Source organism: Paenibacillus sp. FSL L8-0494 (assembly GCF_038003695.1).
Lineage (GTDB): Bacteria > Bacillota > Bacilli > Paenibacillales > Paenibacillaceae > Paenibacillus_AQ > Paenibacillus_AQ odorifer.
Window position 1 is genome coordinate 5,510,736 of record NZ_JBBOPQ010000001.1, and the last position, 18,317, is coordinate 5,529,052.

Below are 18,317 nucleotides of genomic sequence, written 5' to 3' on the forward strand. Positions count from 1 at the left end.
TAAACGTCCCTTCTTGCTCAGTAACGAGAGTTACAGTCTGCGGTACAGCCATACAGCTGTAATAATACCGGCGAGACTAAGCATGCACAATTTCAAATGAATAGTGATGTCATAGGTTATGATGTCTAAATCGGCTCGCGGAGACCATTTGAGCACAGTCGATGTTGTTAGAAAAGACAGAGCCTTTACGGGCTGCAGCAGCTTGGCGATCCAGGCTCCAGCCAGCCAGCCTAGAATTAGAAATAACAGCAGTGTTCCTACATTTTTCTTCTTCATCTCAGTCTTCCCTCGCCATTTTTTGACACCCTAATTATTATACGGTGAAACGGTGATCAATACAAACGTAAAATCCCCTACGGTAATGTTTACCACCTTTTGCCCTAAAAGTTGCGGAACGATACCCCTCTCCGAAAAAAACAACAAGCCCCCAATTCCCCGGAGACTTGCTGTTATTTTGAATCCGCAATCCAAGCATTCAATTCATAGCAGACAGCAGCTGTTTTTGGCTGGTCAAGAAGCTCAGCATGGATTCCTGCACTTCCCAAAGCAGGGCTTGCGCCTTGTTCTTGTTATATTCACTCAGTGCTGAAATTCCTTGGCTCATAGATTTCTCTAGCGCTGCGCAAATGCTTTTGGCTTCTGGCGTTATGCCTTGCTCCAGAGCTTTAACAGCTTCACTCCATTGGAGATGTAGATCACTCACAGCTGAGGTATTAGCTGCCGCATCCGTTTGTCCGCCACTGAGTAAAGAAGCGGATTGACTGCTTAGTTCACTTAGCAGCTGTCCACTCACCGCAAAATAACTATTCACAGCCTCCGCATTTCCGGCAAATCCTAATCGTTCCACTCCGGGAAGCTCCACCTCTCTTACATAAAGCTCAATCCCTTGATTCTTCAGACCACTGCTGAGCAGCTTAGCTTGTTCACGGTCAGAGGACATTCCGGCATATACACGATTTCCGTCAGCAGGGTCCAAGCCCGCAGCCAAGCCAGCGTCCAACAGCTCTTGTCTAGCTTGTTCCGCGCCTGCCGGCGTACTGAATACGCCATACTGCAGCAGGTAGTAGCTTTGCGCAGCCACTTGAACAGGAATAGTGTTTTTGCCGGTATCAGCTGTGCCCGTAACCGGCAATCCCGAGGTTCCTACACCTGCTGGATCATTAGCTCCGGAAGTCTGCCCTGAAGTAGCCAACGTATCTGTTATCCCGGTTCCTGAACTACTGTCCATGTTTCCTCCATAAAAAAAGGAAAGTGCCGCATATCCTAATAGTAGACCCGTGCCGATCGCCCCCACCACAGACAGGGATAATTTCCACCAATACGATGGGCGACGAGTATGGTATGAGCCCCCATAACCTCCCGTGTAAACCTCTGATGATTTATCTCTGTCATCCAGTACCAAATCTGAAAGCAGATACGATTGCTGCGTATTTCTGAAATCTCTATCCTGTTCGTCCCATTCTTGCTGGCGTGGATCTACAGTTCCTGAGTAGTAGTCGTAAGCATCCTCCGGTGGTGCCTCACGCGTAGAGCGTAAATTAGGTTCATGCACCCAAGTATGCTGCTGTGCTGGACCGACCTCCTTGCGCAACTCCTCTGCATATTCTTCAGCTGTGCCCAGTCCGCCACTGGACCAGCGCTCCACTACCTGCGGTTTTGGCTTAGGCTCGTCCTTATTCACGTCAAATCGGAATGTCATTCTTCCGTTATTCAACAGTAACACCTCACCTCATCTAATCTATATGGAAATATATGATAGACAATAGAGAGATATGCTATTTTTATAGCCAAATGAATAATGAAAGTTATACGGATTCAGTTTACATTACATGTAACTTTTATATACTATATAAAAAGAGCTAAAAGTGTGCACTATACTAGTTAAGCTAGAAATAGGATTTTAGTTCATTACAGTTTAGGAGGGCTTTTTCTGAAACAAAAAATTCAAGCAGCAATTGTGGGCTACGGTAATTTAGGAAAAGGTGTACGTAAGGCTATTAACCAAAGTGAAGATATCGAGCTGGTTGCGATCTTTACGCGCAGAGAGCCTGGACAACTGGAAGCCGGTGAAACCGGTGTGAAATTCGAGCATATCTCTGCCGTCGAACAATATAAGGGAAAAGTGGATGTTATGATTCTGTGCGGAGGATCGGCTACCGACCTGCCAGAACAGACACCAGCTATTGCCCGGATGTTTAATACCGTGGACAGCTTTGACACTCACGCCAAAATCCCTGAGTTCTTTGCGACCGTTGATGCCGCAGCTAAACAAGGCGGAACACTCAGCGTAATTTCTACGGGCTGGGATCCAGGCCTGTTCTCCATGAACCGTCTGCTAGCTGAAGCTATTCTTCCACAAGGTAAAGAATATACTTTCTGGGGTAAAGGCGTCAGCCAAGGTCACTCCGATGCCATTCGCAGAGTAGAAGGCGTTAAAGGTGGCGTGCAATATACGGTTCCAGTACAAGAGGTTATCGAGGCTATCCGTGCGGGTGAAACACCAGAACTTACTACTCGTGAAAAACATCTTAGAGAGTGTTTTGTAGTAGCTGAGGCAGGTGCAGATCAAGAGCGCATTCGCGAAGAAATCGTGAATATGCCGAACTATTTTGCAGATTATGATACTACGGTTACTTTCATCACTGAAGAAGAACTAGCAGCTCAGCATAGCGGTATTCCGCACGGCGGGTTTGTTATTCGCAGTGGTGTAACAGGAGAAGGCACGAAACAAATCGTTGAATTCGGCCTGAAGCTGGAGAGCAATCCTGAATTTACGGCTAGTGTGCTTGTGGCTTATGCCAGAGCTGCTCAGCGTATGAGTCAAGAAGGTCAAAGCGGAGCGCGTACTGTATTCGATATTCCACTTGGAATGTTGTCTCCGAAATCACCAGAAGAACTGCGCCGCAACTTGCTCTAAAATCCTGTCAACAAATAACCCGCGTAGGACTTTTAATGGTCCTCGCGGGTTATTTGTTGTCCAGAGCAGCAAGCATCTTGTCAGACAACCTTCTATACAAGACTAAGAATCTTACTCTTAACATGATTCATTTCATAATTCTTTAATAAAGTCTCATGCGCACGATCCGCAATAATAGCGCCAAGCTCAGGATTTTTCAGTAAATTCAATACACTTCCAACAACCTCAACCGAGGTATTAGCCAGCAAAATATTTCGGTTATGCTCACAATTCAGCTTCTCACACATGATAGAGCTAGTAACCACCGGCGTTTTAAGCGCCCAGGATTCCAGTATATTTCTAGAAACTTCGCAGCCTTCAAGGATAGGCACCAGAACAGCTTTAGACCGTCGTATGTATTCAGTAGAGGAATTTACTGGTCCAGTGACTATGACCGATTCATCTTCCTTAATCAAAGTCATGACCTCCGGGTGAACCTCTGAGCTGATAATATAACTTTTGATATCTGGCACTTGCTCCTTAATCATGGGATAGGTTTTTTTAAAGAATACTCGGGCTGCATCTATTCCCAGTCTCATATTCATATTCCAGTGCAGCACAATTGAATTTTCTTTAGTCACAGGCTCTGCAAAAGTCTCATACTCATTCATCTTGATGAAATGGGGGACAACATGAACCTTACGGGCATCTGCAAATGATAGAGATTTGAACGCTAGTGCATCCCATTCCGAGGTTGCTAAAAGCAGACCCGTTTTATTCATTAATCGCCGTTTATTCCTACGATCCCATGCAGCATTGAGTTTATTATAAGGATTCTTCCTGCTTAACTTCCCTGTCTCTCCGGAAGATCCTCCGCTTCCGTTTGCAAAACTATAGGTATCTGTGATCACACTGGCTTCTGGAAGCAAGTTCCTCACCATATCAATACATTTTCCCAGTAGGACATGCGATATAAATACATGCTTATAATTATTGGAACGGCAAAGCTCCAAAATAGTGTTTTTCATATCTTTATCTATATGACTTAAATTTGAGAAATTCCGCAGTTTATGTAAGGGGCGCAACATTGGCCTCCAGGTCGTATAATCTTCGTTAATGTTATGAACCGTAAGTGCCGTCCGCTCATTTATAGACACGGTTTGGTTGGCACTTCCGTACGTCAGCAAATCTATATCAAATTTTCCAAGCAAAATCTCGAGAATACTCCCTGTTCTCATTTCTCCTTCTAGATCCTCTGCGCTTTGATTCTGGGCTGATAGGAACAGCATTCTTTCTCGCATGACTCTGGCTCCTTGTATTTTGTAATAAAAACCCCCATCTACCAACTGAAACTTTAGATGCAGTTCAATAGTAACTCATTTCACTTAAAAGTTTTGTCGATTTATAGGGGAAGTCTAAATTTTTTTAAGTTTTTTTCTGGTTCCTCAGAATTCTATTACAATTTCCCCTTATAAACCGCCGCTTTTTCTAAAAAACAGACTAACCCCCCTTTTTTCACGACATACATAATCATGAATTGCTCTATTAATAGAAGTTGTAATCGTTAGGTATTATGTACTAATCCTCTTTGCATACAAAAAAAGCGTCTCCCTCGTATAATGTCGAAAGGAAGACACTTTAGTTGTCGTAGCTTCTAACTACACAGTTCCGGCCCTTTTTCTTAGCCTGATACAATGCAATGTCACTAAGTTTGTAAAGAGTGCTCAATGAGTATCGTTCACCTGAATCCACCGTGATGACTCCAATACTTATTGTGTAAGGCAGAGGTACACCATGAATGATCGCCCCTGTAACCGCTGTGCGCATCCGCTCTGCAATCATATCACTGTTTTGTTCATCGGCTCTATGCAGCAGCACAGTGAACTCCTCACCGCCGAATCTTCCGAACAGATCGCCATTGCCAAGCTGCTGTTTTATTTTATGAGCCAGATCCTTCAGAACGTGGTCGCCGGTATTGTGGCCGTAGGTATCGTTTATACGTTTAAAGTGATCAACATCCAGCAGTAAAAAAGAATATGGCAGCTTCTTCATCGCTGAGGCAGCTATTAAAGGTCGGACACGCTGAACAAAGGATCTGCGATTCAAAATACCTGTCAGCACATCATAAGTGGCCACCCGCTCCAATTCTGTAAAGGAATCCTCTCTATATAGCAGCATGATTCCCGCAGTTCCTAAAAACATAAGCAAATAAATCCCCAGATAAAAAAATATCTGCAGCCAGTGAGAGGTCAGTGCATTCAGTCCTAACATCGAATAAAACGGTTCAAGTCCCTTGCCAACCAGCGTTAAAATTACAACACCGTACAACAATCCCATGGTTTGCTGGAGAGAGGTCTCTCTAATCTTCACAGCTAATATGTAAGCAGGTAAAGCTATGATCATAATCCCAAATAGACAAGTTGCAGCCATAACGAACCGCTCATCTGGCATAATTAAATGCAGTAGGACTACAACGACAATGGACACTCCGAACAGGATCGTATAATATCGTTCAACCCAGCTCCCAAAAACCCTGAGAAGCATCAGAAGCGCTAAGCTTTCCAGCGTACCTCCAGCTAAAGCAAGCAGCATACTGATTGGAATGGGAAGTCGCGAGTCTGTGAAATCGTTCAGCAAAAGGAGAATTAAAGCTGCCAGCTGCAAATATTTTGCCGTGACAAACAAGGTTGAAGTCCGTTCCTGCGCGTAACGCAAACGATAGACAACAATAAGCAATACCGTGAATGATTGCCACATAAAGAGGCAGACCAGCAGTGTCTTGAGATCCAGATGCATGTTAGTGAATTTCACCCCCTGTATTCTCTAAGCTCAATAAATATAATTGTATCTGACCACTCGGTTTCTTCCTTCTTGTTTGGCTTGGTATAACGCTTTATCGCTCAGCTTGTACAGCTTATTTATCCAGATCTCCTGATCCGGCATGATCGTAATTACACCTATACTAACTGTATATCCTTGTGAGAGTTTTTGTGTGGACGTCATCATTACTGCCTCTCGTAACGCTTCAGCTTTCCGGTCACAGCTAGCTTCATCAAGCCCGCAAAGTATAACTGCAAATTCCTCGCCGCCAAGCCTGCCGAATAAATCGCTGTTTTCGAGGTTGTCCTTAATCGTCAATGCGAATTCTTCCAGAACAACATCACCGGTATCATGGCCGTATGTATCATTGATTTCTTTGAAATGATCCAAATCCAGCAGCATAAACGAAAAGTACTCCTGCTCAGCAACTGCCTTCTCAAGCCGTACCTCAGCTTCCTGAAGAAATGCTCCACGGTTAAGGATTCCAGTCAGATCATCGTAGCTAGCAATTCGTTTCAGTTTTACAAAGGAATGCTCGTTAGAAAGTAGAATAAAGCCTGCGGCTCCCACAATCAATAATAAATACATCCCCAGGTAATATAAATACTGCGAAAGATTAGTTGTGAACACGTTCATCTCTGGCTCCCAGATCAGTGCAACAATCGCGCGGAGCAGCATAATCCCTGCAAAAGCGTAAAATAATATTCCGAGTATCTTCTGAAGAGGGGTGCCTTTGGGGTTCACCGTGAGGTGGTAAGCTGGATAGACAATAAAAAGTATCGACCATAGTGAGGTGCAGGCTATGCGCCAGCTGGAATGATGAAAGAAGACGGCAACAATACTAAAAGTAATCGAACTAAGTATGGAAAGCGTTATGTAATACAACTTTATCCGCTGCCCAAGAATGCCCATCATCAGCAGTAAAGCAATAATCTCCAGACAGCAGCCTAGAAGAATCAAAGCGTTGCTAAGTGGAATGGATAGCGCACGGGGAATATGGCCCCATAATAATAATGAACACCAGAAGAGCAGCTGCACCGCCTTAGAGCGTATGAATAATGTGGATGCCCTGTCTTTCGGAGCGCTCCTCCGGTAATTGGTTATCAGCACCAATATAAATAGGTTTCCAAAAATAAATAAATACACTAACGTTTTGATATCAAGCTGGGAGTCCATGAGTCACCACCTACACGGAAAAATTGATCCTCTACTGACAGCACTATAGCACTCAATGGCCGGTTCAGCAAATACCCTATTTATTTCATTTTTTAGAATGTACTACACCGCTTAAGTATACAAAAAAGCACTTCCCCCTGCACGGAACTCGGGGGAAGTGCTATGGTCAAGAGAATATGAATATTCTCGTGTAGGTCTGTGTTTGTATTAACGCTTCTTCAAGCCGTCCGCCAATGCGTATCCAACCTTCCAGATATCGCCTGCGCCCATCGTAATCACCAGGTCACCTGGGGCAATACGAGGTTTCAGATCAGCAAGCACATCTTCTTTGGTTGGCAGATGTCTTGCACCGGCGTTACTGTTCTGCACAATAAGCTCAACCAGCTTCGCAGAAGTAACCCCCTCAATCTGCTTCTCACCTGCGGGAGAGTAGATGTCGGTGATGATCACCTCATCTGCTTCGCTAAAGGCGCGGCTGAAGGCATCTAGCAGGAAGAACGTACGTGTATACCGCTGAGGCTGGAATACGGCAATAATCCGTTTCCCCGTTGCCTTAGCAGCACTGATTGTCGCCTGAATTTCAGTTGGGTGATGCGCATAATCATCGATGACCAGAATATCATCGACTTCTCCGAGCACTTGAAAACGGCGCTTCGCACCATGGAATTTCACAATCGCTTCAGCGATTTTCTCAAAAGAGATTCCTGATTTCAAACAAGCGATAACCGCAGCCATTGAGTTATACAGATTGTACTGACCTGGCACGGACAGTTCAATTTGTCCCAATACTACGCCATTATGGTTCATCGTATACGAAACCTGACGGTCGCCAAGAACGATGTCTGTTGCAATATAATCTGCTGTCTTCGACTTGATGCCGTAAGTAATCACCTTACCTGACACTTCAGGCAATAAAGAAATCACGTTCTCGTCATCTGCACACACAATCGCAGTGCCGTCTTCACGGGTCTGGTTCATAAACTGTACGTAAGCAGCCTTGAGACGGTTAAAATCTCCGCCGTAATTTTCCAAGTGATCTGCTTCCACATTCGTGACAATTCCAAGCCAAGGATGATAGTGCAAGAAAGAGCCATCGCTCTCATCCGCTTCCGCCACTACATAATCGCCTTGTCCTGCCTTTGCATTCGTACCGACATTCATAATCTCTCCGCCGATAATATACGTAGGATCAACTTCACACTCTTCCATTACAAGCGCGATCATGGAGGAGGTAGTTGTTTTACCATGCGCTCCGGCAACGGCTACCCCTTTACGTTCGTTCAATAAACGAGCCAGCATTTGTGAGCGGTGCAGAATTGGAATCTTAAGACGCTCTGCTTCCACCCATTCCACATTATCGCTGGACAAAGCCGTAGAGTACACGACCAGATCCGCACCTTTTACTTGTTCTGCTGTATGCCCAATATAAATCTTGGCACCTTTAGCAATCAATTTATCCGTCAATTCTTGGGCAGCCACATCGGAGCCCGTAACCGTATATCCCATTTCTAGCATTACTCGGGCAATCGCGCTCATACCGTAGCCGCCGATCCCTATAAAATGCACACGTTCAGTAGTATCCAACAGTCGTCACCAGCCTTTTTCAGTATCGGGTTGCTGCAAAAGTGTACCGCGCACGTCAGAAATCAAATACAGCGTACCAGATACGACGGCAAGGTCATCCTCCGCTGTAATCGACTTCAGTTGTTGCAGCGCTTTTCCCCAATTATGTTCTACTATGATTACCAAGTTTTCCTTGGCATATTTATCCCGCAGACTTTCTGCGATAACCTGCAGATGCTCCGCGTCCATTTTGTTCTGGAAATCCGGTTCGGTCAGGATGAGCGTATCCACTATAGGCAGTATATGCTTAAAGTAGGATTCATGATGCTTATTTGCCATCATTCCCATAAGTAAATTTAATTTACCGTATTTATAGAGCTGTGGCAGGCTTTTGGCAAGGCTCTCCGCGCCTTCCGGATTATGTGCTCCATCCAGTACGATCCTCGGAGATTTACTTACCTCTTCCAGCCTTCCAGCCCAAAATGCATGACGCAATCCTTCCAGAACATCTTCATCCTCTAACATGAACGCCATATACTGGCGCAAAACTTCAAGAACCATCATGGCTCCCGCCGCATTGCTAATCTGGTGTTCGCCTTTCATCACAATCCCAAGTTCAAGCGAACGGAAGGGACCCTTAAAGTTAAAGGTCTGCACATCCCCATGAATTCCAGTAGCTTCATAGCTAAAATCTTCTCCGGTAAGATAAAGAGTAGAGCGGCAAGCCGCCGCTTTCTCCTTGAGTACAGCCACGACTTCCGGTTGATTTACGCAGCTAACAACAGGTACACCGGGTTTGATAATTCCGGCTTTCTCCATTGCAACCTTCTCAAGCGTATCTCCCAAAATATCCATATGGTCATGGCCAACATTTGTAATCACCGACACGATCGGAGTAACGATGTTCGTTACATCCAGCCTTCCCCCAAGCCCAGTCTCCCATACGACAACATCCGGACAAGAAACACCCGCAAAAAATAGAATGGCCACAGCTGTAGTTACCTCAAACATCGTTGGTGAGCCAAATTCCGTTTCTGCAATCTCATCTACCAAAGGACGAAGGGTATTCACTAGCTCAAGAAGAGTTTCTTCAGGAATGTCCGTATTATTATATTGGAACCTGTTCGTGAACTTCGTAATATACGGAGACGTGAAGGTGCCGACAGAATAGCCGCTTTGCAAAAGTGCGCTTGTCAAAAAGGCACAGGTAGAGCCTTTGCCGTTCGTACCCGCCACATGAATAAATTTCAGCCGACGGTGCGGGTTTCCCAGCTTGTCCATCAACATCTCAATTCTGTCTAAACCTGGCCGGATTCCAAAAGGAATCCGGCCCTTGATCCAGTTAACCGCTTCGGTATATGTCGCAAGAGGGGCGGTGCTCCCGCCCCGATTTAGGTCATCCATGTCTCTTATCCTCTCAGCTCTGCTATGCGGGCAAGTACTTTCTCACGTTTGGCAGAATAATCTGCCTGCTTCGCCTGCTCCTCTTCGATAACTTTTGCGGGAGCTTTGGCCACGAAGCCCTGATTGCTCAACTTTTTCTCTACGCGTTCTACTTCGCTGTTCAGCGTCTGCACTTCTTTTTCCAGACGAGCGATTTCTTGTTCAATATCAATCAGCCCCGACAAAGGCAGAAGCAGTTCCGCTCCCGTTACTACAGCGGACATTACCTTGTCTGGCGTTTCCGGATTCAGACCAGCTTCGAAAGAAGAGGTATTGCAGAAACGTCCAATGTAGTTGTCGTTACGAGTAATGATGCTCAGCGTTTCTTCATTGCTCGCTTTAATAATCAATTCAACCTTCTTGCTCATCGGTACGTTCACTTCAGCACGGATATTACGAACTGCCCGGATTACATCCATCAGCAGGTTCATTTCCGCTACCGCTTGCGGGTTCTCCAGAGCAGCATCATACTCAGGCCATGCAGCCAGAGTAATTGTCTCTCCTTCATGCGGCAGATGCTGCCAGATTTCCTCCGAAATAAACGGCATAAACGGATGAATCAAGCGCATCGTGCGGTCGAGTACATAAGCAAGTACGGACTGTGTCTTCGCTTTGGCTGCGGCATCCGTTCCGTAAAGCGACAGCTTCGCGAACTCAATATACCAGTCACACAAATCGTCCCAAATGAAGTTGTACAGCTGGCGGCCGGTCTCGCCGAACTCGTACGAGTCAATTAGACGCGTAATTTCACGAGAAGTTTCGTTCAGGCGGTGCAAAATCCAACGGTCAGCCGTACTTAGCTCACCAGTAATGTCAATATTCTCGAAGCTAACTCCTTCAAGATTCATAAGGGCGAAGCGTGACGCATTCCAGATCTTATTAGCGAAATTACGCGCCTGCTCTACCTTTTCCCAGCGGAAGCGTAAATCCTGACCCGCTGTGCTGCCGGTAGAAATCATATAACGCATAGCATCTGCGCCGTACTTCTCGATAACCTCGAGCGGATCTACACCGTTGCCGAGTGATTTGGACATTTTTTGTCCTTCAGCATCCCGTACCAAACCATGCATCAATACGTCGGAGAATGGTTTCTCTCCAGTGAATTCCAGTGCCGAGAAGATCATCCGCGCTACCCAGAAATAAATAATATCGTAGCCCGTTACGAGCACATCGTTCGGATAGTAACGTTTGAAATCTGCGCTGTCTTCATTCGGCCAGCCTAGGGTTGCAAACGGCCAGAGGTTGGAGCTAAACCAAGTATCCAGAACATCCTCGTCCTGTTTCAGGTCGGTTAGGCCGCTGATCCGGCGCGCTTCTTCCTCATCATTCGCCACAACCAGCTCACCGGTAGATTCAGAATACCAAGCCGGAATACGATGTCCCCACCAAAGCTGACGGGAAATACACCAGTCGCGTACGTTTTCAATCCAGTTCAGGTAGGTTCTTTCGAACCGTTCAGGTACAAAGTTAACCCCATTACCATCCTTCTGTGCATTGATGGCAGCTTCGGCGAGCGGCTGCATCTTCACGAACCATTGTGTGGACAGGTACGGCTCAACAACCGCTCCTGAACGTTCACTGTGTCCAACTTGATGCACATGATCTTCAATGGAGATCAGAACACCCTGCTCTTTCAGATCCGCCGTGATGGCCTTACGGCATTCACTCCGGTCTTGACCTTGGTAAGGTCCTGCTTCTTCGTTCATTGTGCCGCTCTCATCCATTACGTTGATCTGCGGCAGATTATGACGTTGACCTACCTCGAAGTCATTTGGATCATGAGCTGGCGTGATCTTAACCGCACCGCTGCCAAACTCTTTATCTACATACTCGTCAGCGATAATTGGAATCTCCCGGCCGATAATCGGCAGGATCAGCGTTTTGCCAATCAGATCTTTATAACGATCATCCTCAGGATGAACAGCAACTGCCGTATCACCCAACATCGTCTCCGGACGTGTGGTCGCTACAGTGATATGTCCGCTGCCATCTTTAAGTGGGTAACGCAGATGGTACAGATGACCGTTAACTTCCTTATATTCAACCTCGATATCCGACAACGCCGTACGAGCCGCCGGGTCCCAGTTGATGATACGTTTACCGCGGTAGATCAAGCCTTTATTATAAAGCTTAACAAATACCTCGCGAACTCCCTTCGACAAACCCTCATCGAGGGTAAAACGCTCGCGGGAGTAGTCAAGGGAAAGTCCCATTTTAGCCCACTGCTCATGAATGGTGTTTGCGTATTTGTCTTTCCAATCCCACACCTGCTCCAGGAACTTCTCACGTCCGAGGTCATGTCTAGAAATCCCCTGCTCGCGCAGCTTCTGCTCTACCTTCGTTTGTGTTGCAATACCTGCGTGGTCCGTACCTGGCAACCAAAGCGTATCGAAGCCCTGCATCCGTTTGGTACGAATCAGGATATCCTGTAATGTGAAATCGAGCGCATGCCCGATGTGCAGCATTCCTGTTACGTTTGGCGGCGGGATCACAATGCTATAGGCTTGAGCATCCGGACGCTGGCCTGCACGGAAATATCCGCCCTCTGTCCAGTAGGAATACCATTTCTGTTCTGCTGCCTTCGGATCATACGTTGTTGGCATCTCGTTTTTAGATTCATTCGTAGCGGCAGCATCTGCCGCTGTTAGATGGTTTTGGTCAGCCATTCTCTGATACCTCCACTAGTTTACTTGTAGTTGCTTATAGTTGTTAATAAAGTTGCTGTATAGAGCGCACAGGTCTCTGAAAAAAACAAAAAGACCCCTCGTCTCAAAGGACGAAAGGTCATTCTTTCGCGGTACCACCTTTGTTTCGCGCCAATGAAAAATAAAACTACACTTCTTACCCAACGGATTCAGAAGCTTAGCGCGACACTCGTACAGATAACGGCTGCTACCGGCCACAACCTAACTTATCCTTCATAGATATGAAGATAAGCTCAGAAGGGCGACTCCGGGGCGACTTCGGGGGCTGTTTCCTACGGAATGTCACAGCACTTGCAATTCCGCTCTCTGAAGGGCTGACCGCCTACTCTTCCCGTTCCCAGTCTTTACTTAGATATTGCTTACTCCATAATACATTTTGAGCCCCCCCTAGTCAACCTGGATACGCCTTTGCAGCGGGACTTTAGGCTGAATTTCGACTTATTTCTTCTGAAGCATTCATTCCAACAATGAAACAGCAAAAATCCCGACCCTAAAACCTGATCGGGATTCACCTATTCATGTGTGTACGCATCACGATTCGATTACGGGATGTACAACACTTGGCCTTCCTCTACACTCTGCCCGGACAAGCGATTATACATCACCAGCTCCCGCGCACTTAGCTGATACTTCTCTGCAATGGTATCCAGTGTTTCTTCACGCTGTACAATACACAGCCGAACTTTGCGGAACATGTTAGCTCCGTCCGCGCTGGCAATGAATCTGCTCTTCCATTCCGTATTATTACCAACCTCTGGAACGTCCACTGCTGCAGATGTGTTTCCTTCCGACTGCAGAGCTTCCTGCTCTTTACGGACACGACTGGAGCTTAGTAAAGAGGAGAAGGTGAGATGTTCTTTTTCCGGAACCTCTGCTTCTTTTTTACTGCCCAAGGCGATCTTAAGATCTTGTTTCTCTTCATGAGGAAGCACACTTTCCTGTGAAACAAAAACTTCGTTCGCATTCTCATGGATGGGTTCAGCATTCTCATCCTGTTCATGAAGCTCATGATTAGCCTCACTCTCAGAAGCAAATACAGGTATATCTTGATTCGCTTCTGCACTAGCCGTTGGAACAACGGTCTCTCTAGAAGCAAAAGAATATTCCTCTTCCGGCTGCTGCTTCTCTTCGCTCACATAACTTGCTTGATTCAGCTGGGACACTTCAGCTTCCTTGATCTGTGGCTCGGCTTTAAACCAGTAATCGGATAAACCCGCTTTGGCATCCTCTGCTTGTGACTCTAGACTATGTGTCCGGGCTTTTGCGCCCTTGTCCTTCTCCTGAGCGGATGAGAAATTGACTACAGGGGACGTATGAGCCGCTCCGCTTGAGACTAGTAACTCCTGTGCGTCCTCAGCCGCATCGGCCTGTTCATGTTCTTCTACAGCAACCTGTGATGCATCTTCACCAAAGGTCCACTGTGAATTTTCATAAAGGGTATCATTTTCGTGTTCTTGGTGCTCAGCAGTTGCTTCTATCACCCTGTCATCATTAACAGGAGAATAGGCGACTGTGTACTCCTCTTGCTGCCAGGCCGGTTGAGGTTGAGGATCCGTACTACCGATCCCCCGCAGCGATAGTACGCCTGTTATATTCACAGTGCGCATCGTGAGCAGATCAATATCAAAATTCTCGATCTCCACCCCAATATCTTCAATCGAGCTGACGCGTGTAAGCGGAACAGTGATTTCGACGGGAATGGCATGCTCCAGACGTTGTGTTCGGTCATCTTCACTCCGGTAAAGCCCGGTAAGCAACAGCTGACCATATAACTCGGCCCGATCCTCCCGCTGAATCACCTGAATTTCCGGAAGTAGTTCAACCTCCTCCAGCTCAGCTATTCCCGGAAGCTCTTCCGAAAGGTGAATGCGTTCGTAAATATCAAACCGCAAGCCGTGGGACTGATCAAACACGGGATATGTCCTCCTTCTTGGCATAATCTAACCCTGAGACAGGCCCAGAGCATAAGCCCAAAATGTTACTCCCCACATGTATATGCTTCAAACAGAGAGGCATGACAACTTTGGTAGTACTAACCGGACAGGATGCTAATAAATTTCATGAATTTAAGAGCTCATCAAACCTTCAGCCTGCTGATAGATGCACTACTTCGTAAGAACAAAGTATTATATGCTGCTTTTATTAATAAGACATGGATAGATGTTTTTTTTCTGAAAAAAATAGAAAAAGAACAGCAGAACCAGCTTTTGCTGATTCTACTGTTCTTTAGTTGCTTACGTATCCGTCAGGGTGCTTCAGACAGCAGCTCTCGCAGCTGCAGCATATCCTCCGGCCACGGATCGCTGACTTCCAGCTGTTCTCCGCTCCAAGGATGGCGGAAGGACAACGACTCGCCATGCAGGGCATGGCGGCCGGCAGCGCTGGAAGCCCAAATCGGGCCGCCATATAGTTCATCCCCATACAAGGGATGACCCATATGGCTGAGATGGACGCGAATCTGATGCGTCCGCCCGGTCTCCAGCTGCACATGCACCAGGCTTCCGCCATGCAGTGCCTCGCGCTCGATGATTCGCGTCACGGCAGATTGTCCGCCGGGCGAGACCCGTCTGCGCGCAGCGTGATGCCGATCGCGCCCAATCGGGGCATCGATCACCTTAAGCACAGGCGGCACTGTGCCTTCGACGATCGCGGCGTAGTGCCGTGATATGCTTTTTTCACGCATATTCTCGTCCAGAACTAACTGTGCGAACTCATTTTTCACATACATCACCGGACCCGTTGTATCTTTGTCCAAGCGGTGAATATGGCGCACAGCCACACTCTCGCCGGAAGTGATATAATGTGCAGCTACGAGGTGATCCAGAGTTACACCTGTTCCACTGCCATCTGGATGAACCGCCATCCCAGCTGGTTTATGAGCTACCAGGCAAAAATCATCCTCGTACAGCACCTCAAGCTCTTCCCATATCGGTTCAATCCCCGCTTCACGATCGGGAAAAAGTGCCAGCCGAAGCCGGTCACCTTTCCACTGAATACCTCCCTCGCGGCGTAACCGCAGATGAAGTTTCTCGGGCATGCCCACAGTTTCTAGCAGCCACTTATCAATCGTCGCCTGCGTATCCTCAGCTCCAGTAATGATTTTGCCGGGTGTTACCTCCAGCCATTCTCCACGCCGAGTCCAAGCGCCACCACCGGTTGTTTCTCCGGCTCCGATGCTCAAAGGGCCTTCAGGGCATTATAATGGCCCTCAATGGTATCATCAATATCCTGCTCACTATGTGCAGCCGATACGAACATCCCCTCAAACTGTGAAGGTGGCACACTGATGCCTTGGCTCACCATATGACCAAAATAACGACGGAAAAGATCCGTGTCACTCGTCTTAGCCGTTTCAAAATTGATTACAGGTCCTTCAGTGAAGAATGGGCAAACCATTGATCCTACCCGGTTGATCGTGAGCGGAATGCCAGTCTCGATTGAATTCTTTCTCAAACCCGCTTCCAGACGTGCACCCAACTGTTCCAGTCGGTCATATACTTCCGGTGTCAACAGCTTGAGCGTAGTATATCCGGCTGCCATCGCTAATGGATTACCACTAAGTGTGCCCGCCTGATAAATCGGTCCAGTAGGAGCGATTTGCTCCATGATCTCTCTTTTGCCGCCATAAGCACCCACTGGAAGTCCGCCGCCGATAACTTTGCCAAAACAAGTAATATCCGGAGTAATCCCGAACAAGCCTTGAGCACAGCCGCGATTAACACGGAAGCCTGTCATAACCTCATCAAAAATAAGCAGCGAACCATTGTCAGAAGTTAATTTACGCAGCCCTTCCAGGAAGCCTGGAAGCGGTGGAACAACGCCCATGTTGCCGGCAATCGGCTCTACGATCACTGCCGCAATCTCATTGCCAAAACGTTCGAAAGCAATCTGAGTGGACTCCAAATCATTGTAAGGAACCGTAATAGTATTCATTGCAACGCCTTCTGGGACACCCGGGCTATCCGGCAATCCCAATGTAGCTACACCAGAGCCAGCCTTAATAAGCAAACTATCCGCGTGACCGTGGTAGGAGCCTTCGAACTTCAAGATCTTGCTGCGTCCAGTGTAACCACGTGCCAAACGAATCGCGCTCATCGTAGCTTCCGTTCCGGAGTTAACCATGCGCACGATATCTACAGATGCCACACGTTCAACAACGGTTTTTGCCATTTCCGTTTCGAGTAGAGTTGGGGCGCCAAAGCTTGTCCCTTTTACCGCCGTCTCCTGCAATGCCTTCACAACCTCAGGATGCGCATGACCCATAATCAGTGGTCCCCATGAGAGCACATAGTCGATAAAGCTGTTGCCGTCGATATCAAAAATACGCGAACCGATCCCATGATCCACATAAATCGGAGTCAGACCTACGGATTTAAACGCCCGTACAGGGCTGTTCACCCCGCCGGGAATATATTGTTTTGCTTCATCAAAAGCCTTCCGGGACGCTTCCTCTTTACGCGCCATTGGCACATTACTCATGTATCTTCACTCCTATTCTCTTCTTGGTTACACAAGCTTGTACAAACATATATTAGCTGCCGCGATGTTGGTGTGATGAAGATTAGCCTCGCAGCCAGCGGGCTGCATCTTTTGCAAAATAAGTAATAATAATGTCCGCACCAGCGCGTTTCATGCCCGTCAGCATTTCCAGCACAACGGCTTGCTCGTCGATCCAGCCTTGTAATGCCGCTGCTTTTACCATGGAATATTCTCCACTCACATTATAAGCCACCAAAGGAAGATCAAACTGATCACGAATCGTACGAATCACATCTAGGTAAGCCAGGGCTGGCTTCACCATTAACATATCCGCGCCTTCCAACACATCGGATTCTGCTTCACGGAGCGCTTCGCGCAGATTGGCAGGGTCCATTTGATACGTTTTGCGATTCCCGAATTGTGGCGCTGAATCCGCTGCTTCGCGGAAAGGGCCATAAAATGCCGAAGCATATTTGACCGAATACGACATAATCGGCACATGCTCAAAACCGTTCTCATCAAGTCCCGCACGAATCGCGTGAACGAATCCATCCATCATGTTGGAAGGGGCGATAATATCTGCTCCAGCTTTTGCTTGGGATACCGCCGTACGAGTCAAAAGCTCCAGCGAAGCATCGTTGATAACATCGCCATGTACCACACCATTCACCGTATGCGTATGCACCATTCCACAATGTCCGTGATCCGTAAATTCACAAAGGCAGGTATCTGCAACGACCAACAGCTCTGGGTACCAGTGCTTGATCAAGCGAGTAGCCTCTTGCACAATTCCATCCTCTGCAAAACCGGAAGAACCGATAGCATCCTTCGTCTCAGGAATCCCGAACAACAATACAGCCGGGATGCCTAGTGCGGCGATCTCGTCCACTTCTGCTTTTAACGTATCCAGCGAAAAATGATACACGCCCGGCATCGAGCTAATCTCATTCTTCACACCTGTTCCATAAGTCACAAAAATAGGCTGTACCATATCCAGCACATTCAGTATCGTCTCCCGCACCATGCCACGAATTCCAGCAGAACCGCGCAAACGGCGGTGACGTGTAATTGGAAAGCTCATTTGTTCATCCTCCTGAAAAATAAAATATAAAACCAAATTATGTGTCTGGCAGCAAACCACAACTAGCCGCAGCCAAGTCCAAATTAGCCGCAACCAAACCGCCGACCACTGGCTAACTGCGTATAGTTGTAGTTTGTGCAACTATCTCGATGTT

The 18,317-nt window shown here is 47.1% G+C and carries 13 protein-coding genes; 1 reads left to right on the forward strand and 12 read right to left on the reverse strand.

Annotated elements, in window-relative coordinates; translation table 11 throughout:
* Positions 1-30 precede the first annotated feature (30 nt).
* Positions 31-276 carry a DUF4321 domain-containing protein gene (locus tag NYE35_RS25030; RefSeq protein ID WP_036685144.1) on the reverse strand — a complete coding sequence of 82 codons (246 nt, stop codon included), beginning with the start codon at positions 274-276 and terminating at the stop codon, positions 31-33.
* Between the two features lie 199 nt (positions 277-475).
* On the reverse strand, positions 476-1,714 hold the full coding sequence (locus NYE35_RS25035) for an SPOR domain-containing protein (RefSeq protein ID WP_341122192.1): 1,239 nt from the start codon (positions 1,712-1,714) through the stop codon (positions 476-478).
* 216 nt (positions 1,715-1,930) lie between these two features.
* Here NYE35_RS25035 and NYE35_RS25040 point away from each other — a divergent pair, with 216 nt between their 5' ends.
* Positions 1,931-2,917, forward strand: coding sequence for a diaminopimelate dehydrogenase (locus tag NYE35_RS25040; RefSeq protein WP_038573038.1), 987 nt, complete (start codon positions 1,931-1,933; stop codon positions 2,915-2,917).
* Between the two features lie 92 nt (positions 2,918-3,009).
* Here NYE35_RS25040 and NYE35_RS25045 read toward each other — a convergent pair whose 3' ends face one another.
* The 10 genes from NYE35_RS25045 to hemB form a co-directional block, all read right to left on the reverse strand.
* Positions 3,010-4,197, reverse strand: a complete 1,188-nt coding sequence (locus tag NYE35_RS25045) for a glycosyltransferase (protein WP_036685141.1) — start codon at positions 4,195-4,197, stop codon at positions 3,010-3,012.
* 337 nt (positions 4,198-4,534) lie between these two features.
* Complete coding sequence (locus tag NYE35_RS25050; RefSeq protein WP_036685140.1) at positions 4,535-5,692, reverse strand: GGDEF domain-containing protein; 1,158 nt, start codon at positions 5,690-5,692, stop codon at positions 4,535-4,537.
* 33 nt (positions 5,693-5,725) lie between these two features.
* Positions 5,726-6,892, reverse strand: coding sequence for a GGDEF domain-containing protein (locus NYE35_RS25055; RefSeq protein WP_341122194.1), 1,167 nt, complete (start codon positions 6,890-6,892; stop codon positions 5,726-5,728).
* Positions 6,893-7,099: 207 nt separating this feature from the next.
* Positions 7,100-8,476 (reverse strand): UDP-N-acetylmuramate--L-alanine ligase, encoded by a 1,377-nt coding sequence (gene murC / locus NYE35_RS25060; protein ID WP_036685137.1) that lies wholly within the window; start codon positions 8,474-8,476, stop codon positions 7,100-7,102.
* A 6-nt stretch (positions 8,477-8,482) separates the two neighbouring features.
* A complete protein-coding gene (locus tag NYE35_RS25065) occupies positions 8,483-9,859 on the reverse strand; it encodes a bifunctional folylpolyglutamate synthase/dihydrofolate synthase (protein ID WP_341122195.1) in 1,377 nt (458 codons plus the stop codon).
* Positions 9,860-9,864: 5 nt separating this feature from the next.
* Positions 9,865-12,564 carry a valine--tRNA ligase gene (locus tag NYE35_RS25070; RefSeq protein ID WP_051491372.1) on the reverse strand — a complete coding sequence of 900 codons (2,700 nt, stop codon included), beginning with the start codon at positions 12,562-12,564 and terminating at the stop codon, positions 9,865-9,867.
* Between the two features lie 581 nt (positions 12,565-13,145).
* Positions 13,146-14,516: a LysM peptidoglycan-binding domain-containing protein gene (locus NYE35_RS25075; RefSeq protein WP_076274682.1), complete on the reverse strand. Its 1,371-nt coding sequence runs from the start codon at positions 14,514-14,516 to the stop codon at positions 13,146-13,148.
* A gap of 332 nt (positions 14,517-14,848) precedes the next feature.
* Positions 14,849-15,784 (reverse strand): RluA family pseudouridine synthase, encoded by a 936-nt coding sequence (locus NYE35_RS25080; protein ID WP_256717082.1) that lies wholly within the window; start codon positions 15,782-15,784, stop codon positions 14,849-14,851.
* Entirely contained in the window at positions 15,781-17,082 is a 1,302-nt protein-coding gene (gene hemL, locus NYE35_RS25085; RefSeq protein WP_370510864.1) for a glutamate-1-semialdehyde 2,1-aminomutase, read from the reverse strand. Before hemL ends, NYE35_RS25080 begins: the two co-directional genes overlap by 4 nt.
* Positions 17,083-17,164: 82 nt before the next feature.
* Positions 17,165-18,163: a porphobilinogen synthase gene (gene hemB / locus NYE35_RS25090; protein WP_038573042.1), complete on the reverse strand. Its 999-nt coding sequence runs from the start codon at positions 18,161-18,163 to the stop codon at positions 17,165-17,167.
* Positions 18,164-18,317: the final 154 nt, after the last annotated feature.